Raw genomic sequence first — 25,719 nt, 5'->3', positions numbered from 1 at the left:
AAAATTTAACGATCGGCTTTACTAATTCCATCCGTCATTTTGTTTTAGCACGCCATTCGATAGGGTAATCTGTTTATTAGGAATCTGCATAAAACCTCTTGTCTTTAAGAAGTTCTCTTTTTTAACTGTGACTTTTTCAGGAACAGAACCACTAAGCACATCCTCGGAAGTTTCCAGTATGCCCGCAGCATTATTTAATCCTTGTCTTAAAACGTCCCAATAACGAATTCCCTCGAATGCAAACTCAAATTCTCTTTCTCTTAAAATAGCAGCCTTGGATACAGCGGCTGCTGTGAAGTTGCTTTTGTAAGCTCTTTTTCGCACATCATCAAAATATTTTTGAGCATTGCCCGAACCCAACTCTGCAGCCATCAGTAATACATCGGCATAACGGATTACAAAATAATCTTGATCTTGAGAAAGCTGCATATCTTTCTCTCCTCCCGTATTGGTCGTTCCGTCCGGTAAAGCGGTTGGCGCATATTTCTTTACGGTATATCCGGTATATTCACGTTGATCTCTCAGATCAAAATCAGTAATGCCTTCGCCATCGATGTCAATGATAGACGCTACTTTTCGGGTATCATTATTACTAAATTTATTAAAGAAGTTTTTACTAACGGTACAGGCACCCCAACCTTGGCCATACGGAGACCAGCTTTTACCTCTGAGTCCTAAGAAAACGACCCAGCGATTGCCATCAACATAACCATTATAGTTGGAGGTATTATTGAACTTCTGTGCAAATACCACTTCTGAATTCCCTTTTCCGATATACTTGGATATATCTAACGAGTTGTTGGTTTTGTTGGGAACATAACTCGCTGCCGGCCATAGCGCGCTGAAGTTTTGTACTAAAGCAAACTGCCCACTGCTAATCACGTCTTCTAATCCGGCGAGTGCTTCGGCTTTAGTGACACCTATATCTTCAGTACCATAGTATCCGGTATAAAATAAATAGACACGTGCTAATAATGCTTTTGCCGCTAAAGGCGTTGCCCGACCATCATTGGTTCCTGCTGCCGATTTTGGATAGGCATCTGTAGGAATATGAGTTGCTGCAAACTTAAGATCTTCGACGATCAGTTTGTATACATCCTTAGGATCTGCTTGGGGTATATTTTCATTAGTAGCACTCGTTAGCAAAGGGACTTTTTCAAATAAACGCACCAGATCAAAGTACATCAAGGCGCGTAAAAATTTTGTTTCCCCCTCAATCCTTGCTCTAGCAGCGGTATTATTAGCAAAGTCTGTCCCGTCCAATTTACCCAAAAGCGTATTCGTTCTAAAAATACCGGCATAATAATCTGACCAGGTACCATCAAAAATATTATTATCTGAAGAGGACTCCGAAATATCAAATCGATCGATCGCTTGAAATGCTCGCCCATCTGTGGTACCTGTACCGCCAAAACACTGGTCTGCGGCAACCTCAGCTGTTAAATAAAAGGACTGGCTACCATTGGATACAGTACGCTGATAACCATCGTAACAACCCACTAAGGCCATATCTGCATCGGCTACTGTTTTATAGAAATTACTTTCTAAAACACTTGTCATCGGCTCGACATCGAGAAAACTGGATGAACAAGAGTTGAACAGTAAGGCCGACATTAAAAAAGAACTGTATATGAAATGAGATTTATTCATGATTTTTAGTGTTTAAAATTTAACGTTTAGACCGAACAAAACACTTTTAGGTCGTGGATAATAACCTAAGTCTATACCTGAAACCCAACCATCTGTGCCGTAACCGATTTCGGGATCCATACCGTCGTATTTGGTGAACGTGAATAGATTTTGTCCCTGTACGTAGAAGCGGATCTGATTGGTGAATTTCCAGCGGAGAACTTTGGATAGATCATAACCCAATGTAATGTTACTGATGCGCAGAAAATCGCCATCTTGCAAGTAGAGATCGGAGAATTGCCAGTTGACATTTGTTTCGGTAACCCTCGGTATGGTATTGGAAGTGCCTTCACCAGTCCATCTGTCCAAGATGCGCGTGGTATAGTTTCCTTGTTTGTTCGCGTGGTTGCGATAGGACTGTACGATCTTGTTCCCTACGGATCCATAGGCCTGTATTGAAAAATCGACTCCTTTATAATCTAGGCCTAGGTTAAATCCATAGGTAAAACTTGGCATACCTACACCAAGATTTACTTTATCGGTTGCATTTATAACACCATCGCTATTTTGGTCTACATACCTGACATCACCAGGTCGTACGTCTGCCTGTAGAACACCCTTTCCGGCATCTCTCCATGCATCAATTTCGGCTTGGTTCTGAAATAAACCATCGGTTTTATATCCCCAAAAATATCCAATCGGCTGACCGTTTTCGGCACGATAAAACTCTTCGGAGTTGTCATAAAGCATAGCTGTTCGACCATGAATAATACCGTCTTCAGTCGGAATCTGACCAACTTTATTTTTGTTATAAGCACCATTGACACCAAAGTTATATTTCAGTTCATTGACGCGGTCAGACCAATTGATCGCAAGTTCAACCCCTGTATTCTTGACGTCTCCACCATTGATAAAAGGTGGTCTTGTACCTGTTGTGGCCAGTACGGGCGCTGTAACCAACCAGTCTTTGGTAGTTTTTATATAGAAATCGGTAACAATGTCCAAACGATTATTGCTAAATTTGGCGTCTATACCAATATTGGTCTGCTCGGAAGTTTCCCATGTCAGGTATGGATTAGATAACCGGCTTGGATAAGCTCCAGCGATATTGTTATTGCTTGTTCCAAATACATAATGCGCTCCGGGGTTGCCAGAAGTGATACCTGTTGAAGTACTTATCGGCGAAGCGTATTGAAAATCATCGATATCTTGGTTACCTACCTGACCCCATGATGCTCGAAGTTTAAAAAAGTTTATCGCACTTAAATTGTCTTGAAAAAAATCTTCAGAAGAGATCACCCATCCGGCAGATACCGAAGGAAAATAACCCCAACGGTTGTCTTTGGAGAATTTGGATGAGGCATCGGCTCTTAGGGTTGCATTTAAAAGATACTTCTCTTTGTAATTATAACCCATACGTCCAAAATAAGATACCCTGCGGGTAATATTCTCCGGTTTACCAGCCACTGTGCGGGTTTCTACGACATTACCTTTCTCATCTAAGTGCGCCTGACCTGTGGTATTATCCAAGTAAGCATGCGAAAAATCATTGAACTGCGATAATAGATTCCAATTGGAAGCAGATAGATATGTTCCTTGATAACGCAATGATTCCATACCCACCATAGCTGAAAACCGGTGATCGCTATTGATGCTAAAATCATAGGAAGCTGTATTGGTCCAGGTCAGTGTATGACCTTTGCTCATGTTCTGAGAAGTTGTCGTATGATCTTCGTTGTAGGTGTAAATTGAAAAGCGGTACATGGGCGTAAAGCTTCTGTATTCGGATGCATAATAATTAAATCCCAACAGCGACCTGACTTTCAAACCCTTGATTGGTTCAATTTCAGCAAAGATATCAGCCAGCAGTTTCTGACCATCATTGCTATTATTGGAATTGGTCATCATGCTGCCATAGGGATTACCGTCTCCGTTGTACCAAGGCGAATTGGAAGTATCGTTAAATGGACTTCCAAAAAGACCATTGTCCGAATAGACGGGAGACAATGGCGATGTGCTAAATGCGCCACGTAGCGTATTGCTGTACTGATCACCAACACTTACACCTCTATTTTTTATGTAGTTGAAATTGAGATGCTGTCCTATTTTTAGAAAGTTATTCAATAATTTATGTTCCGAATTACTGCGGAAGCCATAGCGTTCATAGTTGGAAACATCCTTGCCCCCAACAATCCCTTCTTGTGCAACATAATTTAAGGACATCGCGTAGGTTGACTTTTCCGATCCACCGGTTAATCCAATATTATAGTTATCCATCCGGGCATTGTCTTTAAACATGTGGTCCAACCAGCTGGTATTGGCTAAACCTTCCATACCATCAAAATTGATAACGGATGCCCCAGAATTAAGCGACTGTTCATTCATGATGACTTTATATTGGTCGGCATTCAATAGTTTTGCTTTGCGGGCTACATTCTGAATTCCGGTAAAGCCATCAAATGACAAGATACTTTTACCGGCGGAACCCATCTTTGTGGTCACTAAAACAACCCCATTTGCAGCCTGAGACCCGTAAATGGCTGCAGATGCCGCATCTTTTAATACATCGATCGACTGAATATCTGCCGCATTTAACACCGAAATATCTCCTCCCGGCACACCATCGATCACATATAATGGTCCGGAGTTACCTATTGTACCTAAGCCGCGAACGACAACTTTCATGTCTGCTCCCGGTTGCCCTGAGGTCGATGTAATGGATACACCCGGTGCCTGTCCTTGAAGTGCCTGTAGCGGATTGAGCTGATTACGTTTTTGCAGATCTTCGCCTTCAACTTTAAGATTTGCTCCTGTATTTAATTTCTTTTTTTGTACGCCATAGCCAATGACGACCACCTCATCCAGATCGGATACCAATGGTTGTAGACGAATGACCAGATCTGTACCTGAGGCAGCAATTTCTTCTGTTTTATAACCGACATAGGAAATGATCAAGATCGTTCCTTTTGCTGCAGGTATGGAAAATTTCCCAGATTCATTACTACTTGTTGAGGTTGCCTGATTTTTCACTTTAATACTTGCGCCCCCGATTGGCAAGTTGGAATCAGCAGAAACTACTGATCCCGAAAAGGATTGTGCACAGACAACTGAGGTCATGCCCGTCATGACGACGACGGCAATTCCCTTTTTAAACAATTGCTTACTTATCATATAATTTAAAATTTAAAATCGGTTGTATTTATTTTAATTTAACCTGTAGTTTTTTTCCGGAATAAGAAATCATCTTTGATTTTTTGGCCTGTATATCAATACCGGCGCCGTGAGCAGGATCAACAAAAATGATATTGAATTTTCGATCCTTTAGCATACCAGCAAACGAACCAGCACGGTCTGCTAACACGAGTGTTTTTGTGCTGTTGTCATAGGTCATATCGATACGGCTATATTGTCCTTTCTCGTAATTATAATTGATTCCTTCATCTTCATATAGCGTAAATTGACCATCGGATCCATCGTAAACATACAGGTTGATCAGATCTTGTTTTTGCTCAGTTGTAAACTGAATGGTTCTGCCTACTGGCAATATTGATCCTGCTTTTACAAATACCGGCATACGCTCATAAGCAGCTTCTGCTGTGATATCTTGTCCTCCCCGACTCATTTTGCCCGTATAGAAATTGTACCAATCTCTGCCTTCGGGTAAATGAATGACTCTCGAAGTGGCTCCCATTTCTGTAACTGGACTGATCAATAAGGATGGTCCCCACAGGTACTGGTCATTAATATTAAACCCCTTCTGATCTTTGGGAAAGTCCATTGCCAATCCACGAATCATCGAGTAGTCTTCAAAAAATGTCTTTGCGGCTATACTGTAATTGTAAGCCAGAAGTTTATAGCGCAGATTGATGTAATAAACCATGCTTTTATATGCAGGATGATCTTCTGGCGCTATATTAAAAGGTTCGCGAAATGGAAATTGACCATGAGCGCGGAATATAGGCAGGAAAGTTCCATACTGATACCATCTGGCATTCATTTCGCGCCATTCTTCCTGATCTGCAGGATTGGGCTTATGAAATCTATTCTCTACTAAAAATCCACCGGCATCCATCGTCCAGTAAGGCGTACCAGACATTGAAAAGTTGATTCCAGCAGCAATCTGATCCTTCATATCATGCCATCTTGAAGCTATATCGCCACTCCAAGCTGCAGCCGCATAGCGCTGCTGGCCCGCAAAATAGGAACGTGTTAAAATAAATACGCGTTTATTGGGATCTGTTTCGCGCTGTCCCTCATAGATTCCTTTCGCATTTTGAAGTGGAAATGCATTGTAATAGCGGACTGATGATCCGATATTTGGCTGAAAGACAGATTTGCGTTCGTTCAGATCGATGTTTGAATGTATATCAGGTTCACTGGCATCCATCCACCAGGCATCGACGCCAATTTGAAAAAGATTTTTGTCTAATAATTGCCAAAATCCATCACGTGCTCCTTTATTGAAGGGATCATAAAAAGTCGATGTATATCCTTTTCCGATCCAGTCTTTCCGTCCATCATAAATATTTCTGGTGTAAATCCATTTATTGTCGCTGAACTGTTTGTAGACGGTAGATTGTTCATTGATCTTGGGCCATGCCGAAATCATCAACTTATAATTTTGATCATGTAATCTTTTGATCATCCCTGCTGGATCAGGGAATCGCGTCTTATCAAACTGCTGGCTCCCCCAGTCGGGCTCTGACCAGTATGACCAATCTTGTACGATATTATCAATGGGAATTTTTCGGTTTCGAAATTCTGTTGCGACACTTTCAATCTCCGCTTGCGTTTTATACCGTTCGCGACTTTGCCAGTAACCAAAACTCCATAAAGGCATAATCGGTGCTTTTCCTGACACGTGGCGATATCCAGAAACGACTTCATCCATCGATTGCCCATGTACAAAGTAATAATCAATCGCATCACCGGCTTCAGAGTTAAAAGAAAACACATTTTTACGCTGCTCTGGAATAGGGCTTTGCCAATTTAAAGTAAAATAAGATTCTCCCCCATCTGGCAACCATTCTATACGAATATCATGATCCTCTTCTCGTTTAAATTGCTGTTCAATTTCAAATGTTCCTGCATTCCAGGATTGTCTCCACCGATCAGCGACCAATTGTCCATCAATCCACACTTTCATGTAACCCGAGTATTTAAAATGGAGCACATGTTTTCCTGAATAAGGAGAAGATATACGGCCTTCGTAGATAACTTTACTGTCTACGAGTTTGACATCTTTGGGAAACTTATGCTGATCAGTCAGGTAACTATATTCGATAATTGATTCGGGACGTGACAGGAAAACTTCGTCATCTTTATGCTTATTCACATAGGTTGCTGTCAACCACCCTTGCTCGCCCTCTTTAGAAGTTAATTTAAACGCATTGAGGGGCAGAAAAGCACGTGTATCTCCAGCTTTGGTGATGGAATAGTTGTGCCATAAAAGTCCATAATTGTTTGTCGAAACCAGAAAAGGAATTCCAATTTCTGTGTTATATTGCAACAGAGTCACCTGTTTACCGCGATTGTAATTCATAATCGCATTTTGATGCTGACCAAGTCCAAATATGCCCTCAGCGGTGTCTACAATAAAATCTTGATTTAATCGATAAAAAGGATCTCCATTATAGCTGTCGGGAATGAATGCATCGGCATTTCTTTTTGATTCACTGAAAATTCTCTTGCCTGATAAATCAAAAAAATCAACTTTCCCGCTCACCAAAGAAACCTTAGCGATAAGATTCGATGTTGTTAAGTTGATCGTCGAATCTGTTGGTTGTACATGAAAGGCTTTGAGCTGACGTTGCAAAGAGTCTACGACCACTAAACTTGCTTGTGATGGAAATGGATCTCCATAAGGAAGTGCAGTGACGCGGATGATTTTATCCGTGATCACATCCAGATAAACATCTTGATCAATAGCACTTTCAGATCCTTTGAAACTGACCTTTACACCTGATTGGGTTTTTATAAAATTGGATTTATTCACTTGCGCATTTCCATTATGGACAAGTGCAAAAAGCATAATACCGCTCAGAGCAAACTTTAGGTTTTGCATATATAAATAATTACTGGTTTAATTTTGGTTATTTCCCTTTTACCGTTTGAATTGGTAGGATCAAATATAGCGCAGTAGTTATTTCCAGGAGGGGGTATTATGTTAACAATTAGGGTATCTAATGTTAACTGGTGAGATCTGCAGAGATCATCTATAAATCACAAGAATTTAATTTACAGGCTTTTACGATAATAGGATGGTAAAAATCCAAAAGTAGCTTTAAAGTATTTCGTAAATTGTTTGGGATTACTAAAACCAACTTCATATGCAATTTCTGAAAGCGATAAACTGGAATGTTGTATCAGGTGCATGGCTCTTGTTAGACGGATATGCCTGATGTATTCTGTTGGTGAATATCCGGTAATGGCTAATATCTTTTTATAAAGTCCTACCCGGGTCATGTGCATGTTTCCTGCTAATATTTCGACAGACAACGTCGAGTCTGACAAATCTCGCTCGACTTCAAGAATGAATTCGCGAATGAACTTCTCGTCGGCAGACTCAACCTCTGGCTGGTTGAGTTCGATTGCGATATGCTTTTTGTATTTTTTGACCAGGGATGATTTTTGATCCAGGACACTGGCGATTTTAGATTTCAGCAGTTCAAAATTAAATGGTTTTAGAACATAATCTGAAGCTCCTGCACGAAGTGCCTGCAGCTGTATTTTTTGATCTAACACTGCAGTTACCATAATGACAGGAATATGTCGATAACGTTCTGATGATTTTAGATATGTACAAAAATCGATACCGCTTTCACCAGCAAGCTGAATATCGGCAATCACTAAATCATACTCCTTTTTTGTCAGATGGTCTTTTGCTTCCTTTACGGTACAGACACCATCAACTAAGTATTCATCGTTTAAATTTCTTTTCAAATATTCTAAAAATTCTACATGATCTTCAATCAGCAAAATCTGATTTCTCTTGTTGATTTGTTTCTCTGGGAGTGCTGATATTTCCGAAATCGCTTCAATCGGTATTTCAACCACAAAACATGATCCTTCTCCGACTTTGCTCTGAACGGAAATATTTCCATTGAGAAACTCGACATATTCTTTCACAATGGCTAATCCAATACCTGTACCTTGATTTAAACGGCCACTGTTGATATCATATTGAAAATAACGGTCAAATATCCGATTTTGATATTCTTCCGGTATCCCGGGACTTTGGTCTTTAATCTCTAATCGCCATATATCGAGGTCATCGTTTTGTTCCTTAATCGTGCTCGTGATATGGATAGTACCTCCCGATCTACTGAACTTAATTGCATTGGACAATAGGTTGAATAGGATACTTTCTAATTTTCCTTTGTCAAAATTACCGAGATAATGATCGCGGTTATATATTACCTCGATGCAGAGCGAATTGACTTCGGCCAATTGGAAAAAGGGCTCAATCTGTTCTTTAGTAAAAAGAATTAAATCGCCATATTCGTCCATACGGCTAAGCTGGTTTTTTTCCAGTTTTCGAAAATCCAGCAATTGATTGACCAAAATCAATAGACGAGATGCATTTTTATTGATCAGCCTTAAATTTTCTTTTTTATGCAGATCTGTTTCTTCTTTTAGAAGCTGCTCTGATGGGGTTAAAATTAAACTGATCGGCGTTCTGAACTCGTGGCTTACGTTAGTAAAAAAGCGTGTCTTCAACTCTTCGAGTTCTTTTGCTTGCAACGCCTGTTCTTTGACCATTATCAATTGATTTCGTGTCTTTGTCCGCAGTTTTACCCAAGCTTGCCACAGGTAGATACAGGAAATAGAAATCAGCACGTAAAGCATTAATGCCCAATTGCTCCTCCAAAAAGGAGGCTCAATCACGAGGGTTAATAATAATGTTTTTTCGGACCAGCTTTCATTATCGACTGAATGTCGGATGTAAAATCGATATGTTTTGGAATCAAGATTCGTAAAATTGGCCTTCATTGTTCCCGTTTCAAAATCAAACCACTCCTCACTGAGTCCATCCAACTGATACTGGTAGATCCGATTATCCTGCTGCAAATAATTAAATGAGGATAGTTCCAAGGAGATCGCATTTTGATCATATGGCAGTTCTAATTTCTTCACATTGGTCAGTGCCTCATTATAAATAACCTTGCCGTTTACGCGTTCACCAACGTTGATTTTACGATTAAAAAGATAGATATTGGATAGAACAGGTGTTATATTTTCTTTTGATCCCAAAATTTGATTTGGATCAATAATATTATAACCGTTTGGTCCTCCAAATATGAGCTGGCCGTTATCCATCTTTAAAGCTGAATTTTCATTAAAGACATTGCTTTGCAGTCCCTGTTCTTTGGTGAAGTTACGAATGACAAATTGCTTAGCATTTTGATTGGGAACAATTTCAGATAATCCTTTTGCTGTTGAGGCCCACATATTGCCCTTATTATCTTTGATTAATGCCAGTACGGCATTGTCAATCAGACCGTCGCTCGTATTGAGGAATTGGATCGTTTCATCCTGAATGATATTAATTCCTTCTTGAGTGGCCACCCAAATGCGACCTAGTTCATCTTCCTTAATATCATATATCAAATCATTGGAAAGACGCAACTTGCCTTCTTTTTCATTAAATTGATGGATTTCTCCATTTGACCGAATCAGTTCGATGCCTGTAGCAGTTCCAACCCAGATATTATTTTTTGAATCTTCAAATAAGACAGATACATAGGTACTTGAAATTGTCTTTCCCTCACGCGAGCGATAGGTGGAAAACGTTTCCGTATCCTTATTAAACAAATATAAACCAGCAGATAGTGTTCCAACCCAGAAACGACCTCTTGAGTCTTCAAATATTTCCCAGACGCTATCGTCCGGTAATCGATCAGTACCCTTGTTGTATGTTTTGAAACTTTTACCATCGAACCGACTCAATCCCCCGTGGTAAGTGCCTACCCAAAGTATATTTTTTTGATCCAGATACAGACTTACGACAACGTTACTGGGTAAAGAAGTTGCATCATTTGGATTGTGCAGATATTGTTTATATACTTTATCTTGAAAGTTATAATGCAAGAGACCGCCACCATTTGTTCCGATCCATAAGTTATGATTTTGATCTTGAATAAACCTGTTGACATCATCAAATGGCAATGTTTTCGTGTAACCTGCATAATTTTGGTATACCGGAAAAAGCAGTAAGTTTGGGTGATAATAACTGATGCCGCCCTTGTATGTCCCAACCCAGATAATGCCTTTCGGATCTTTATACAGGGAGGTAATACTATTATAGGGTAAACTTCTTAAATTATACGCCTCGTGATTGATCACAAAAAGTGATTGCGTCTTTTTATTAAAGACATTGATTCCACCATGATCAGTAGCTAACCAAATCAAACCTTGTTCATCTTGAACGATACTGCCTACAAATACATTCGAAAGTTGCTCTTTGATATGACTGATCTCATCCGATCCAGCTTTGACCCAAAATACGCCGATTGGAACATCTTTTGAATAAATCCACAGATCGCCTTCGCGATCTATAAATAGACCATACGTAACGCGCTGTTTGCTGGCAGGTAAAGAAAATTGTTTAAGAATATTCCAGGTCTTTTTTTGTACGAGCTGTGTCAAACCGTTTTCATAGATTATCCAAAAAGATTCCTTCGAATAATTTACAACATCGACAATTTTTTGATTCTTAATTGGTGAAAATTTTCTCGTTTTTTTTGAAATCGTATGTGTTAGCATGAATGAATTATCGCTGTACAAAACAGCATATTCATCATCTTCAAAATGGCGGATAATTTGAGGATCTCCGATCGGTAAATTCCATGTCTGAAGAATGGAATCTATATTTTGAATAATTACTCCTTTTTTTTGATCGTACACATTCATTTTCGAATGGGTACGGATCCAAATTTGCTCCCCTGGTCCTTCAAATAATGCCGATATACGATTACTGCTCAGTCCAAAACCTTTGTTTGATGTATACCGGAAATTTGTAAATTGAAGTCCATCAAATCGACTAAGTCCAGATTCTGTTCCAAACCACATGTAATTATATTGATCTCGTAGGCTGCAATTGATATGGTTATGTACCAATCCTTGATCGGAAGTGATGTTCTTAAAAGAATAGACTGTTCCTTGCTCTTGACCGAAACAAAAACTAGTAATCCATGAAAAAAGAAGTATACTGATCGAAAGTAAGGTACTACGGATCATCAAAATTTATAATTAGTACTGTAATACCAATATTAACAAAAATATTATTCAAATAAGAATAACCGCTTGAAGTTTCTACGTTTGCGCAGAGAAATTATTAAGAAAAATACGGAAATTGGAGTTTTGGAAATTTTCAGATCCTAATAAACAAGAAAGTTAACTATTTTTATTATTCACTGAAGTTTAGAATTAATTACCATTGACTTAATATCAAACCATATGAACCAAATAATAAAACCTTATTTAATACTGATTTTTTTATCTTTTACTAGTATTTGCTACGGTCAACAAAAAACACCCTTGTCATTTGATCTCAAAATAACTTATAAATTAAGCTATCTCGGAGATAGTACAGATCAAAAAACATTACGTTCTGAAAATACTGTTTTATTTATACAGCATGATTATTCTTTATTTGAAACCGAGAACTCTCACTACATGGATTCAATAACCTTTATCAGTAAAACAGAAGGGGATAGAAAATATAGTTTTTTCAACTATAAAATAGTAAAAAAAGATAATAGTATTATTACCTATGATAATATCTTACCTAATCGTAATGAACCAGGAAATGAAGGATTTCATTACATTGAAGATGTCAAAGATCTCCTCTGGAAATTATCTGAGGATACACTTACAATTGGCGGTTTTTTATGTCAGAAAGCCACCACTACATTTGGAAATAGAACTTGGATAGCTTATTTTGATCCTTCAATACCAACTTCGGAAGGTCCATTTAAATTTAAAGGACTTCCTGGGCTTATTATTCAAATTTCGGACACAAAAAAACATTGGAACTTTAATCTTATCAGTATTGAAAAAGGAAATCAAAGCTTTAAAGCCACACTACTTCCTGTTATAGACAATCCACTTACCGACAAAGTGACTTTCTTTAAAAATAAACGATACGCAAATGAAAATTTCATGGAGCTTCAACAAACGATGAGAGTTACTGATACTGATCCAGCACGACGAGAAAGAACAAAAAAACTATTTAATCAGGCTTTAAAAATAAGAAGTAATTGGATAGAACTATATTGATGGCTGGATAAAAATTCGTGACAGGATCAGGTTTTGAACATCCCGTACTTTCTCAAAGAAAATTAAGTTCCTGCATTTGCGATGTTGTAGAAATGCAGGAACAATATACCTATTTTACTTTCTCGGAATAGAAAACAATCTGATCAACAATATGGATGACACCATTGTCCGGAACAAGATTTGACGTACGGATTTGCCATTGCTTATTGGTTCCTTCATTGATGAGCCCCACATATGTACCGGTATGGGATAGATACATGATCTGACCATTTTCAGTCTGATATGCAATGGGCTTATTTTTTGGAGCCAAAGCCGGATCATTAAAATTCACTACTGCCTTTACAATATGATATCGCAACATATCTTTCAGTATGGTTACCGGTACTGTACCTATAGCGTCGTAATTATTTTCTTTTAAATATGCCTTAAACGCACGATTCGTGGGCAGAATAAAGGTCGATTTCTCTGTACGTTCGTATAATCCTTCATCCTTACCTAGCATAATTGCTTCTTTTAGGGAAGACAAAGAATCATTTTGTTGGATATAGGCCCATGCAGACATATTTAATCTGCTATTGTCTGCTGCGTAATCGTATTCAAAGCTGTCCTGTACTTCGCAACTAAAAAAAGTAACCAGCACAACAAAACTGCACAGCAAAAGCGTAACGATATATTTGATCTTCTTCATATGATTATCTATAGAATTCATTTTGTTTCAAATTTGGATTTTTAAGTAGTTCGCCTTCGTGTATCGGCCATAGCAGATTTCGATTGTCCGAGAGGCCATTCATCGGTTTCATTGTTGAAATGGCAGTTCCAGTCCGTACAAGATCAAACCATCGATGTCCCTCAAAACAAAGCTCTACGGATCTTTCATGCAAAATTCCGGTGAGTAAGCTTCCAAATTGGGTATTGGCTTTATTTTGATCCAAAGCAGGGAGTCCGGCACGGATGCGGATACGATTAAGTAATGCTAATGCCTCAACGGTCTGGTTTAAATTTGCATGTGCTTCGGCCTTTAGTAAAACAACATCAGCTACTCTGGTTAATACCATATTGCCTGCCGAAGGTTCTGGACTCTCGTCATTAAATCCCTGTCCAAAAAATTTCCAGATCTTACGTGGTTGTACTTGGGACACATCGTAAATACGTGGTTTGCGAAGATCCCCCGGTTCGATAGACGCAATAAAAGATGTACTGGGTACATAGTCACTATCTGATCCCATGGCGTACCATATACGGAGGTTATTGGTCTGTACTTCATTGTAGCCGACTTCAAAAATACTTTCAGCACTGCTCCCTTTTACAAAAATGTTATTCCAATCCTCGATCGACACCAAGGTATATTGCGGATCCGCGAGCACCTTTTCGGACATTTCTATGGCCTGCGCATATTTCTTTTGCCACATATACAGTTGCGTCAGAAATGCATAAGCAGCTCCTTTGGTGATCAGCACACGATTCCCGGCTCCTGAATAATTTGTAGCACAATTCTCTGTCGCGAGCATCAAATCTTCCTCTACCTTAGCCAATACTTCAGTCTCCGTGTTCTTTTGTACAAACAGCTCCTGACCCAAACCCTCGTACGGTTCGATGACTAAAGGTACCTCCCCCCAGATCCGAACTAGGTAAAAATAAGCGAGTGCCCTTAATGCATGTGCCTGCCCGAGTAATTGTTTTTTAAGTTCGCTATCCTCAGTTCCAAATGCCTGGGGAATATATTTGATTGCGTAATTCGCACGGGATATAACGATGTAAAAATTATCCCACCGTGCTGAATTGATAATTGGCGTTAACGTATTTTGTTGCAGCGCTCCAGGATCACCGGCATGACGGGTCACCACATTATCAGCCCGGCCCTCGCCCCAATGGGCATAATTTTGACGGAAAAGAGTTTGTAGACCATTATAGATTCCATTGACTCCAGCTTGGGCATCACTGGGCTTTTTATAATACCCTTCTCCAGAAAAATTGCTAATAGGTTCTTTATCCAGCAACGAATTAGAACAGCTGGTAGCAGATAGAAAAAGAATAGACCAAAATATGTATTTATACATTTTTTTCATCGTTATTTATTAAAGTCCAAAGATTAAACCAAACGTAAATGTGCGGCTCTGTGGATAAGAGCCTTCATCCAATCCTACACGAAGACCGGAATAGGAATTGACATCTGGGTCAAAGCCCGTATATTTTGTCCAGGTGACCAGATTCGTAGCGGTAACAAATGCATCCAACTTGCGCAGACCGATCCGTTTGCTCAAAGCTGAATCAAAAGAATATCTTAAATTGACGTTCTTTAATTTGAGATACGAACCATCTTCAACCCATCTACTTTGGACCCTGCTGTCGGACTGTTTTGGATCGTCCCGAATCAATCGGGGGAAATCTGTTTGATCCCCCTGCTCCCGCCACCGAGTCAGGGCATCGGTCGATAAATTGTTGTAACGAACGATTGAGTTTCGTTGATGATTCAATTCGTTATAAATCTGATTACCGACAGCATATTGAAAAAACACATTCAGATGAAAGTTCTTATAGCTAAAATCGTTGGAGATCCCGCCAAAATATTTAGGTTCTGCATATCCGATTATCTCCCGGTCATTCTGATCGATAATTTTGTCATTGTTGACATCCTTCCAAATGGGGTCTCCACCTACAAAGACAGCTCCGTTGGCTCCATTAGTGAGCTTGTTTGTATTGTCTTCGTCACGCGCATACACACCAAGAAAATTCCAGCCATAAAATACGCCTATAGGTAAACCTTCTTGCAGTATATGGAAATTACCGTTTTGGATATGCCCATTGGTCAATAAATTCTTAGGTAAAGAGGTCACTTTATTCCTATTCAAGCTAATGTTTACATTCGTGCTCCAACGAAAAGCGCCTTCTAGATTGCGGGTCTGTAAGCTAAATTCCAGGCCCCGATTCTCAATCGAACCTATGTTTTGTGTAATATATTCAAAGCCAGAAGTTCCGGGGGTAGGCACATTATACAGTAGATCTTTCGTTTTCTTCAAGTACGCATCTGTTGAAAGTAGGATTCTATTTTTAAAAAAACCGAGCTCTAAACCCAGATTATATTGATGGGTAGTCTCCCAAGTGAGGCTCGGATTGGGCATCACAGTAGGCGCGGCACCCGAAAAATCCAAATAGTTTGTTCCTAAGGTAAACTCTCCTCTTGATGTGTAATCACCGATGGCTTCATTTCCAGTACTTCCGAGACTAAAGCGGAGCTTACCGTCACTCAGCCAGCCCAGATTTTTGATACCTTCTTCTTCCACAAAACGCCATCCTGCGGATGCAGAGGGAAAGAACCCAAACCGTCGATCACGGCCAAAGCGGGAAGAACCGTCAGAACGAAGATTGAATTCCAACAAATATTTGCTCTCATAATCGTAAGTAACCCGGCCAAAATAAGAAAGCATAGCATGTTCGGAAGCGACATTTACACCCTGGTTTGAAATGACAGATGCACCATTGAGTGTACGTATGTCATCGCTTGGGAAATATTGTCCGTCAAGACCTGTCCGGTCATAACGCCATTTCTGAAAGCTCATGCCAAACACCGCTCCAATATGGTGCTTATCCGCTATATTTTTTGTGTATGTAAAGTAACTCTCATTCCCCCAAGTAAGATTTCCAGAAGATCGTACAGCACCGCTATTGTATCCTTCGCGATAGTCCAGTATCGATGGCATAAATTCATCTTCCTTCATTGAAATATAATCCAGATTGACATTGCTCCGGAACTTAAGATCCTGATAAATATCAATTTCTAGATATTGGCTTCCAATAATACGGTTGCTCTTATTGAGATTGGTGGAAAATAAAGCCATACCGACAGGATTCCGCTGACCAATCATATAGCCGTTCAGTGATCCATCAGGCAAGTACATCGACATATTTGGTGGCCTTACCAATAAACTCCTGATAATACTCAAATTCCCGGAGCCAGCAGCATTCGTGCGATTATTGACCGCGTTGGTATACGAAATGCTCTGCCCTATCCGCACACGATCTGAAATTGTAAAGTCAACATTCAGTCGGGAGGTAAACCGTTTATAATTCGAATTCAATATGACTCCATCTTGATCCAAATAGGACGAACTCCAGGCGTATTTTGTTCCTTCATTCCCTCCCCTTACAGAGAGATCTAACTTATACTGTTTTGCTGTACGCATCAATTCATCCTGCCAGTCTACATCACCATTGTTCATGGGGTTGAGGGAGTCGATAATCGTATAGAAAGGGTCTTCTGGGATTGTCATGCCGCGATAAGAGTCCAACACTGCTTCTCGATACTGTCTGGCATTAAGAACACTTAGTTTTCGCGTCAAGGAGCTCATTCCTGCATTTGCATTCAATATTACTTCCGGCTTACCTGCTGCACCACGTTTGGTCGTAATCATCACAACTCCATTGGCAGCGCGGGAACCATAAATTGCTGTTGACGCTGCATCTTTTAGTATTTCAATGGAGGCGATATCGCTTGGATTGATATCCGCCATTGGATTTAGACCTGAATTTTCTGTACCATTTAAAGAAGAAATAGAATTGGATTCTAACGGGATACCATCCACAACAAAAAGCGGATTATTACCCGAGTTCAGTGAAGAACTTCCCCGGACACGGATACTCATTTCTCCACCCGGTGCTCCCGAATTGGACGATACCTGCACGCCGGCTGCCCGTCCCTGTAAAATGGAAATCGGATCCTGCAACGTTGTTTTCTCAATTTCAGCAGCACCCACAGAAACAATAGCTCCTGTTAGATTTCGTTTTTTCTGACGGCCATATCCCACCACAACCGTTTCTTCGATCACATTGGAAACAGGTGCTAAAGATATTGCATAGCTTGTACGCGTATCTATTTTTATCGTCTGACTGGAATATCCCAAAAATGAAAAAGTTAGCGATTGTCCTATTGCCCCATTGTCTAATACAAAACCACCTTGTTTATCTGTCGTTACGGTCGTACCATTTTTATTGTCAAGCTTTATCGTAACACCTAACAAAGGTGTCTTTGTCACCGCATCGATCACTTTACCGAGGATCGTTTTTTGCTGCGCTGCCGCAACGCCAGGAATAATCAATAGGACATGCAAAAAGAACAAGGATGGTACATAATATGACAACCATAGTTTACATTGGGTAGCACTAAATTTCATACAAAGGTTTTAAGTTTAGATCATCTATAAATTGTCGATAACGATTAATAAAAAGTATTTTAATGAAAACATTTACATTAAAACTTAAGCATCATCAAATAATTAACGACGAAAAAAAACCTATAGTATCTGGAGCAATACATTTTGTAACATTATTGTTATAAATATGGATTTCCTGCTCCTGAAGCACACACTTATTCTGACCGATTTATGAGGGGAATTGGCAGATATAAATTATTTAGTGGAGGTAAAAAAGATTTTATTTAGTAAGTACCTATAACCAGAGGCTTTAGTATCCTTTCCTTGAAAATTTTTCCAGATTGATTTTTTGAAAAACTTTCAAAACCTTCCAGGTTTTTAATTTTTTCAAGTTCTGAATTGAGATAAGGATCGGTCTTTATTATTGATAAAACGGCAGGGTCATCTTTCCAAAGATCTAATAAAACAAGAATACCTTTTTCCAGTCCCAAAGCAATCAATTCTGCAAGCTTGGTATTGGCGAATATATGTTCCGGTTTTCTGAAATATGCATTGTTAAGCTGAAGGTATTTACTGCTAATCCATGGAGCTACTTTTTCACTCTGAACACCAATCTTACCATCCTGAACACCAAGTTCGCTTATAAAATCATGTGCCTCCACAATATCGATGAGGCCGAAATGATATAAATCCCTAATGGTATAATCTATTCGATCTGCACAAAGCGCAGGTAGCGGCATCTCAAGCAAAGTATGCTTTGGATCTTCCAGTAAAGAAGTACTGAATCCATATTTAGTGAGAATAGAAGGGATAGTGGACGTTGCTATTACCTCTTCAAAAATTTGCTCATGATAATCTTCGCCTTTATGCTGCAGAACATAATCGATCACATGCGAAAAAGCAGTGTGCGAAACATCGTGCAAAAGCGCAGCTATCTGTTCTTCCAGACTACCTCCAAGTTTCCGCACAAGAAGCATAACGCCGATAGAATGTTCATATCGGTTGTGACAAACATGTGGAGAGACCAAAAAGATGGCACCTCCCTGATGAATATTTTTTAACCGTTGAACAGGCTCCGAGTTTATTAGCTCGCTAAGAATATCTTCAAGTTCGAAATTGCCGTAAAAAATATCACTTACTATCATCATTCAAATATAAAGTATTTAAGGTAATGATAGAGGTAAAAATGAAAACGCCCTTCTTTGTACAGGAATTCTATTAAAAAAATCATTTACAGTGCAATTGAACCAGTATGATTTACTATAAAAACTTATTTACACTGTTGGGCTCCATTTTTTTAAGCACAATTCTAATGATCGCATGGATATTATTCAAAGAAAATCAAACTCGTAAAGTATTAAAATATAAACTAAAACAATTATCTTTAAAGTCTAAGAAGCTGTAAATTACGACAGCTCTTTATCCATCAAATTAAAAACCATAAGACAAATTATTATGCTTAAAAAAATTTCAAGTTACTTCGTACTTCTTTTGATCTCGACAGGTAGCTATGCGCAAAATTTCGATTCACAAAAACTAGACTCGTATTTTGCATCACTGGAGCAAAATAACAAGTTTATGGGAAGTGTGGCTATATCAAAAAATGGTACACTTATATATTCCAAATCGGTCGGCTTTTCTGATCTTGAAAACAATAAGAAAGCAACTACAAATTCTAAGTATAGAATTGGCTCCATTTCAAAAACATTTACTTCTGTTTTAGTTTTGAAAGCTGTAGAAATGAAAAAATTAAAACTAGATCAAACCATCGAAAGCTTTTTTCCGATAATTAAAAATGCTGAAAAAATAACCGTAAAACACTTATTAAGCCACAGAAGTGGAATACATAATTTTACAGATGACAAGGATTACCTGACCTGGAATACACGACCTAAGACCGAAAAAGAAATGGTAGCAATTATTGCAAAAGCGGGCAGCGATTTTGTACCTGACAGTAAAGCGCAATACAGCAATTCGAATTTTGTACTGCTAACCTACATACTTGAAAAAAGTTTCAAAAAAAGTTATACAGATCTGTTAAAAGAATTGATCACAAAGCCTCTTGATTTGAAGAATACATATATGGGAGGAAAAATTAATCCGGCGAAAGAAGAATGTAAATCATATACCTTTAATGAGAAATGGATTCTCCAACCTGAAACAGATATTTCTATACCTTTGGGAGCTGGAGGAGTTGTTTCTACACCAAGCGATTTGGTCGATTTCAGCAACGCACTGTTTAATGGTAAATTGTTGAATCCTGAAAATCTTGAAATCATGAAAAGCATCAAAGATCAATATGGTGTAGGCTTATTTCAAATTCCTTTTTATGACAAAATTGGATATGGACACACCGGAGGAATTGATGGTTTTAGTTCTGTCTTTTCTCATTTTGCTGACGAGAATATTGATTTTGCTTTAACTTCAAACGGAACTCATTTTAATAATAACAATATTGCTATTGCGCTATTAAGTGCCGTTTATAATAAACCATATGATATTCCAAATTTCTCCAGCCATGAAGTATCTTCAGAAGATCTGGACAAGTATTTAGGTATTTATGCGTCAAAACAAATCCCCTTGAAAATTACGATTACAAAAGACAAAAAAACGTTGATGGCTCAGGCAACAGGACAATCGGCCTTTCCTCTTGAAGCAACAGAAAAAGATAAATTCAAATTTGAACAGGCAGGGATTGTTTTAGAATTTAGACCGGAAGATAAAACAATGAAATTGAAACAAGGTGGTGGAGAATTTCTGTTCAATCTGGAATAATAAAACATTATCTCTACCCTGCTCTATATTACGCACAACTGTAAAAGCTACTCCAGCACTTTCAGCAAGATCCTCTTGTGTGAGTCCGAGTTGCTTTCTTTTGGATTTTACAAATTATGCTATTATATACATTTTATATGCATAAGCATATAAAAATATGAAATAATGATATATTATATGTAAAAGCATATAACCCACTTATTATGTCGCTTTTGTCCAGGCATTGATATCTTGGGTAAATTCATAAGCCTCAACCCTACAAACCATAAAAAAATAAAATAAACAATCTGCAGTTCTGATTATAATTATTGATCATTTTGAGAACAATCTAGCAATCACTATCTTAGTTGAAACGTTACTATTTACTATAGTCCACACCGATGCATCCGATCAATACGATATGGAATACATTAGGCTTTAATTAAATAGTGCTAATTACTTCAGAACCCTAAACCAACAATATGACAAAATTTATGCTCCTATTTTTGTTGCTCCCTATTTTTATTGATAGTAGTGCACAACAAACGCAATTGCAACTCAAGACAACAAAAAATATCATCCTCGAAACTGCTGGCATCGCACTGGTTCTGAATGTAGAGGAAAACAAAGATGTCAATATGGTCTACCTTGGAAATAAGCTATCAAAATCGGATGAATACACACAAGTAACCAGGCAATATAAACAAGCTCATGATTATACCAGCATGTATCAATCTGCTTATGCGGCTTCGGGCACCCGAAACTTACTTGAACCTGCTATAAGCGTCGAGCATGCCGACGGTAATCAATCTTTAGATCTTAAATATATCGACCATAAAAATGATATCAGTATTGCTGGCAAACAGCATGTCACCATTTTTATGAAAGATGAACTGTATCCTTTTTATGTGGAATTACATTATCTGGCAAATTATCAGGACAACATCTTTGAACAATGGACGGTTATTCGGCATGAAGAGAAAAAAAATGTAAAACTAACCAAATTTGCTTCGGCGAATCTTAACCTGAAATCAGACGATTTCTACTTGCGCAGCTATCACGGTGACTGGATAGCCGAGATGCAACCAGAAACTGAAAGACTTACCCACGGTATCAAAACACTGGACAGTAAACTGGGTACCCGGACCAACTTGTTGATGAGTTCTTACTTTGCCATTGGTATGGATAAGACATGGAATGAAACACAGGGAACAGTATTACTAGGTGGGTTGGATTGGAGCGGTAATTTCAGAATTGATTTTGAAAAAGATCCGCAAGATAATTTGAGAATTATTGCAGGCATTAATAATTATGCATCGCATTATGCTTTAAAACCTAAAACAGCTTTCACTACCCCAAAATTCACCTATACGCTTTCGACGAAAGGTGTAGGAGAAGGATCTCGTAATTTCCATCGATGGGCAAAAAATAACCGCCTGGTTGATGGAAACGGAGAACGCCTCACTTTGCTCAACAACTGGGAAAGTACTTATTTTGATTTTGATGAAAAGAAGATCTTTCATCTGCTGGAAAATACCAAAAAATTAGGTGTTGATCTTTTCCTGTTAGATGATGGTTGGTTTGGAAATAAATATCCCCGAAATGCGGACACATCTGCATTAGGTGACTGGACTGAGAATAAGAAAAAACTACCCAATGGAATTGCCTCAATCACCAAAGAAGCAACTAAAGTTGGTGTGAAATTTGGTATCTGGGTAGAACCTGAGATGATAAGTCCCAAAAGTGAACTTTATGAAAAGAAACCAAACTGGGTGGTGAAGCAGACAAACAGGCCTGAGTATTATTTTAGGAATCAGCTCGTGCTGGACTTATCCAATCCCGAAGTACAGGATTTTTTATTCAACACTCTTGATCAATTATTACAGAAAAATCCTTCTTTAGCTTATATCAAATGGGACTGTAATGCTGTTATATACAACGCATACTCGAGTTTCCAAAGTGACCAAAATAATTTCTATGTTGACTACACCTTGGGCTTATACAAGATTCTAGAACGATTCCGCGCCAAGTATCCGAAACTTCCTATGATGCTTTGCTCTGGTGGTGGTGGGCGTATCGATTACGGTGCATTAAATTACTTTAGTGAATATTGGCCAAGTGATAACACGGATCCTTACGATCGGATCTTTATGCAATATGAAAACTCGCTGTTCTTCCCCGCAATAGGAAGTGCTAACCATGTCACCACTTTTGGGAAGCAGGATCTTAAATTTAAAATTGATGTAGCCATGATGGGAAAAATGGGTTTTGACCTCAATCTAGAAGAATTGCGTCCGGAAGAACTAAGTTTCGCGCAAAAAGCGGTTAAAACATACGATAACATCAAAGACATTGTATGGCATGGTGATCTTTATCGGTTTTCTAATCCTAGAGAAAACAATTATGCCAGTCTCGCATACATCAACAGCGATAAAAGTAAAGCGGTTATGTTCAATTACCTCACCTTTTATAACCATGTTTTTAAAACCACTAAACCGATCAAATGGCAAGGTTTAGATCCGAATAAATCGTACAAAGTCCAAGAAATAAACCTGAATAAAGACGATAACACGATCGCTGAAAACCTGATCCTATCCGGAGACTTCTTAATGAATATTGGATTAAATCCTGTTTTAGAAAATAACAGAAGAAGCGTTGTCATCCTGTTGACAGCTACTCCATAAGTAGATCAATGGCTTAACAACAGAGGTTAAATATCATATTCCCTTTTCCAGTCAACAGGGAATGTGATATTTTGTTACAACGAATTTTTAATTTTATCTCTATGGATCAAACCCCAATTTACCAGTGTCTCGGTCACCGTAAATACTGATTTCCCGTATTCTGTTACAGCATAAATGACCGTAATGGGTTTGGTATCTTGAATAGTTCTTGTAATCAGTAAATTGATTTCAAGCTCTCGGAGTTCTTTCGTAAGCATTTTAGCTGAAATTCCCGTTATACCACGTTGTAACTTCTTAAAATGAATCTGTTGATCCGTTCTGTTGGTCAGATAACGTAAAATCATCAGTTTCCACTTACCTCCCAATACATCGAGACTGTCGCGCATGGCAAAAAGCTCTTCTGTACATGTCGCCGGTCTTTCTACACCATTCTCTATAATATTTGCCATAATAGTTACCTTCATGTTACTAGTTACCAACAGTTAACTAGTAGCAAATATAAACTATTCTACCTATACCTTTGTCTAAAATCAACACATCATGCAAGTAGTAACGATCAATGAATATGGCCAACTGGAAGATGGATCCATTCCTAAACCAATTCCTAAAGACCATGAGATTCTGATTCACATAAAAGCCAGTGGTTTTAATCCTATCGATTACCAGATGTTGGAAAATGAACACGAAAGAAAACTGATCAGTTCACCGATATTGGGACGAGAACTGGCAGGAATCGTAGTCGACAAGGGCACTCAAGTATTTGAATTTCAAATTGGTGATGAAGTTTTCTGTGCTAGTGGATCAATGGGAAGTATTGGTACATATGCTGAATTTATTACCGTTCCTGAAGCTATCGTTGTCTTAAAACCCAAGAAAATCTCTTTTGAGGAAGCGGCAGCAATACCATCAGCAGCGCTGACAGCACTACAAATTTTTAATCGGCTCCAAATCAGTCCGAAGGACACAATACTGATTACGGGAGCTACTGGAGGAGTCGGTTCGTTTCTTGTCAAGATATTAGTGGCGCATAAAATTAAGAATATCATGGCTACTATAGGTAGTGAGGAAAGTACTAAACTTCTCTTGAATATGGGACTAAAGGAAAATCAGATCGTCAATTATAAACTGCCTAATCTAAGAGATAACCTGCTTAAAGCAAACAACAATCAACCATTTGATATCGGAATCGATCTGGTTGGAAACGAGATGGCCGAAATTACAGCGGAATTACTAAAAATTAATGGAATCTATGTTGATGTTACTTTTATGAACACCACGAAATCCCGTGAAACGCTCTTTAATAAAGGAATAAGCATCTTGAACATCTCCAATTATGCTCACAGCGTAACCAAAAATTACGCCTACTACAAAGATAATCTCCAACATATTTCCAAACTGATCCAGGATGGGACGATAAGTCCGCCAAGTTATAAAATTGTAGGCAAGCTTTCCACCGAAACAGTGCTCGAAGCTCATCGTATGCTTAAAAACAACCAGACAAAGGGAAATAAATTAATAATGATCCATGAATAAAATACCAAGAAGAATCGTCACCGGAATCCAAAACGGAAAATCTGTAATCATTGAAGATGAAATTGTGGCAAATGCTGTAGAACATTTCCCTAATCTGGTCATATCAGACGTTTGGAATACCCAACAGATGCCCGCGAGCCTGGACTATGAAGTACAGATCCCAAATAAAGGTTTCCCCGAAACGCCAAAAAACGGAACGTATTTTCGTTATGTTTCTATCCCGCCTGATAAAGAATTGGGGGTGGATGTAAAAATCGGACAGCCCCACCCGATGATGCATCAGACCTCAACCTTGGATTACATCATCATCCTTTCAGGAGAACTTTATCTGATCATGGAAGAAGGTGAAACGCTTTTAAAAGCAGGAGATATTGTCATTCAGAGAGGCACTAACCACGCTTGGAGTAACCGCTCCGATCATCCATGTATACAACTCGCCATTTTAATTGACGCAGTTCAGGAATAATTATTTCTATTCTTATGAATGATGAGACCATCCTTTTGGCTTGCTGTTCAGAGATATACATGCGGCTTGCAAAATGAATATGGACAATGGAACACGATCAGTGATTTTAATCTGATCAAAAAAATTATTATTCTTCAAAAAAATTGGATAATAAAAGTATTTTCTTTTCTTTGTAAAAACACAAAAGAAAACACTTTCATAATGAACAATCTAGGACAGATTAATA

Annotated in this window: 14 protein-coding genes and 1 pseudogene; 5 read left to right on the top strand and 10 right to left on the bottom strand. The window is 38.6% G+C overall.

Annotated features, from left to right (window positions below):
* Positions 1–21: 21 nt before the first annotated feature.
* The 4 genes from FHR29_RS00235 to FHR29_RS00220 all read right to left on the bottom strand — a co-directional run bounded on the left by FHR29_RS00235 (position 22) and on the right by FHR29_RS00220 (position 11,868).
* Entirely contained in the window at positions 22–1,650 is a 1,629-nt protein-coding gene (locus FHR29_RS00235) for a RagB/SusD family nutrient uptake outer membrane protein (RefSeq protein ID WP_183911749.1), read from the bottom strand.
* A gap of 12 nt (positions 1,651–1,662) precedes the next feature.
* Positions 1,663–4,800, bottom strand: coding sequence for a TonB-dependent receptor (locus tag FHR29_RS00230; protein WP_183911748.1), 3,138 nt, complete (start codon positions 4,798–4,800; stop codon positions 1,663–1,665).
* 28 nt (positions 4,801–4,828) lie between these two features.
* On the bottom strand, positions 4,829–7,693 hold the full coding sequence (locus FHR29_RS00225; RefSeq protein WP_260291263.1) for a TIM-barrel domain-containing protein: 2,865 nt from the start codon (positions 7,691–7,693) through the stop codon (positions 4,829–4,831).
* A 173-nt stretch (positions 7,694–7,866) separates the two neighbouring features.
* The gene (locus tag FHR29_RS00220) at positions 7,867–11,868 is read right to left on the bottom strand and encodes a two-component regulator propeller domain-containing protein (RefSeq protein WP_183911747.1); all 4,002 of its coding nucleotides are present in this window, start codon (positions 11,866–11,868) and stop codon (positions 7,867–7,869) included.
* Positions 11,869–12,087: 219 nt separating this feature from the next.
* On the opposite strand from FHR29_RS00220, the gene FHR29_RS00215 reads away from it, so the two are divergent.
* The gene (locus FHR29_RS00215; RefSeq protein WP_183911746.1) at positions 12,088–12,909 is read left to right on the top strand and encodes a GLPGLI family protein; all 822 of its coding nucleotides are present in this window, start codon (positions 12,088–12,090) and stop codon (positions 12,907–12,909) included.
* A 109-nt stretch (positions 12,910–13,018) separates the two neighbouring features.
* Here the strand turns inward: FHR29_RS00215 and FHR29_RS00210 are convergent, their stop codons facing one another.
* The 4 genes from FHR29_RS00210 to FHR29_RS00195 all read right to left on the bottom strand — a co-directional run bounded on the left by FHR29_RS00210 (position 13,019) and on the right by FHR29_RS00195 (position 19,204).
* Positions 13,019–13,597, bottom strand: coding sequence for a fasciclin domain-containing protein (locus FHR29_RS00210; RefSeq protein WP_260291260.1), 579 nt, complete (start codon positions 13,595–13,597; stop codon positions 13,019–13,021).
* Positions 13,598–13,601: 4 nt separating this feature from the next.
* A complete protein-coding gene (locus FHR29_RS00205) occupies positions 13,602–14,966 on the bottom strand; it encodes a RagB/SusD family nutrient uptake outer membrane protein (RefSeq protein ID WP_260291258.1) in 1,365 nt (454 codons plus the stop codon).
* Positions 14,967–14,984: 18 nt separating this feature from the next.
* Positions 14,985–18,077 carry a TonB-dependent receptor gene (locus tag FHR29_RS00200; RefSeq protein WP_183911743.1) on the bottom strand — a complete coding sequence of 1,031 codons (3,093 nt, stop codon included), beginning with the start codon at positions 18,075–18,077 and terminating at the stop codon, positions 14,985–14,987.
* 263 nt (positions 18,078–18,340) lie between these two features.
* Entirely contained in the window at positions 18,341–19,204 is an 864-nt protein-coding gene (locus FHR29_RS00195; RefSeq protein ID WP_183911742.1) for an HD domain-containing protein, read from the bottom strand.
* 307 nt (positions 19,205–19,511) lie between these two features.
* On the opposite strand from FHR29_RS00195, the gene FHR29_RS00190 reads away from it, so the two are divergent.
* The gene (locus tag FHR29_RS00190; protein ID WP_183911741.1) at positions 19,512–20,831 is read left to right on the top strand and encodes a serine hydrolase; all 1,320 of its coding nucleotides are present in this window, start codon (positions 19,512–19,514) and stop codon (positions 20,829–20,831) included.
* On the opposite strand, the pseudogene FHR29_RS26785 reads toward FHR29_RS00190, so the two are convergent.
* Positions 20,757–20,930 (bottom strand): annotated as a pseudogene (locus FHR29_RS26785) (multiprotein-bridging factor 1 family protein); the annotation flags it as partial. The gene FHR29_RS00190 and the pseudogene FHR29_RS26785 overlap by 75 nt on opposite strands.
* Positions 20,931–21,292: 362 nt before the next feature.
* On the opposite strand from FHR29_RS26785, the gene FHR29_RS00180 reads away from it, so the two are divergent.
* A complete protein-coding gene (locus FHR29_RS00180; protein ID WP_221197766.1) occupies positions 21,293–23,494 on the top strand; it encodes an alpha-galactosidase in 2,202 nt (733 codons plus the stop codon).
* Positions 23,495–23,568: 74 nt separating this feature from the next.
* Here FHR29_RS00180 and FHR29_RS00175 read toward each other — a convergent pair whose 3' ends face one another.
* Complete coding sequence (locus FHR29_RS00175; RefSeq protein ID WP_183911740.1) at positions 23,569–23,943, bottom strand: helix-turn-helix domain-containing protein; 375 nt, start codon at positions 23,941–23,943, stop codon at positions 23,569–23,571.
* 91 nt (positions 23,944–24,034) lie between these two features.
* Between FHR29_RS00175 and FHR29_RS00170 the strand changes: the two genes are divergently transcribed.
* Together FHR29_RS00170 and FHR29_RS00165 are read left to right on the top strand one after the other, a co-directional pair.
* Entirely contained in the window at positions 24,035–25,027 is a 993-nt protein-coding gene (locus FHR29_RS00170; protein WP_183911739.1) for an NADP-dependent oxidoreductase, read from the top strand.
* Positions 25,020–25,493 carry a cupin domain-containing protein gene (locus tag FHR29_RS00165; RefSeq protein ID WP_183911738.1) on the top strand — a complete coding sequence of 158 codons (474 nt, stop codon included), beginning with the start codon at positions 25,020–25,022 and terminating at the stop codon, positions 25,491–25,493. Before FHR29_RS00170 ends, FHR29_RS00165 begins: the two co-directional genes overlap by 8 nt.
* The last annotated feature ends 226 nt before the right edge of the window (positions 25,494–25,719 follow it).

Source organism: Sphingobacterium sp. JUb56, from assembly GCF_014191365.1.
GTDB lineage: Bacteria > Bacteroidota > Bacteroidia > Sphingobacteriales > Sphingobacteriaceae > Sphingobacterium > Sphingobacterium anhuiense.
The sequence above is the reverse complement of the archived record's forward strand: the minus strand, read 5'-3'. Positions and strand labels throughout refer to the sequence as shown.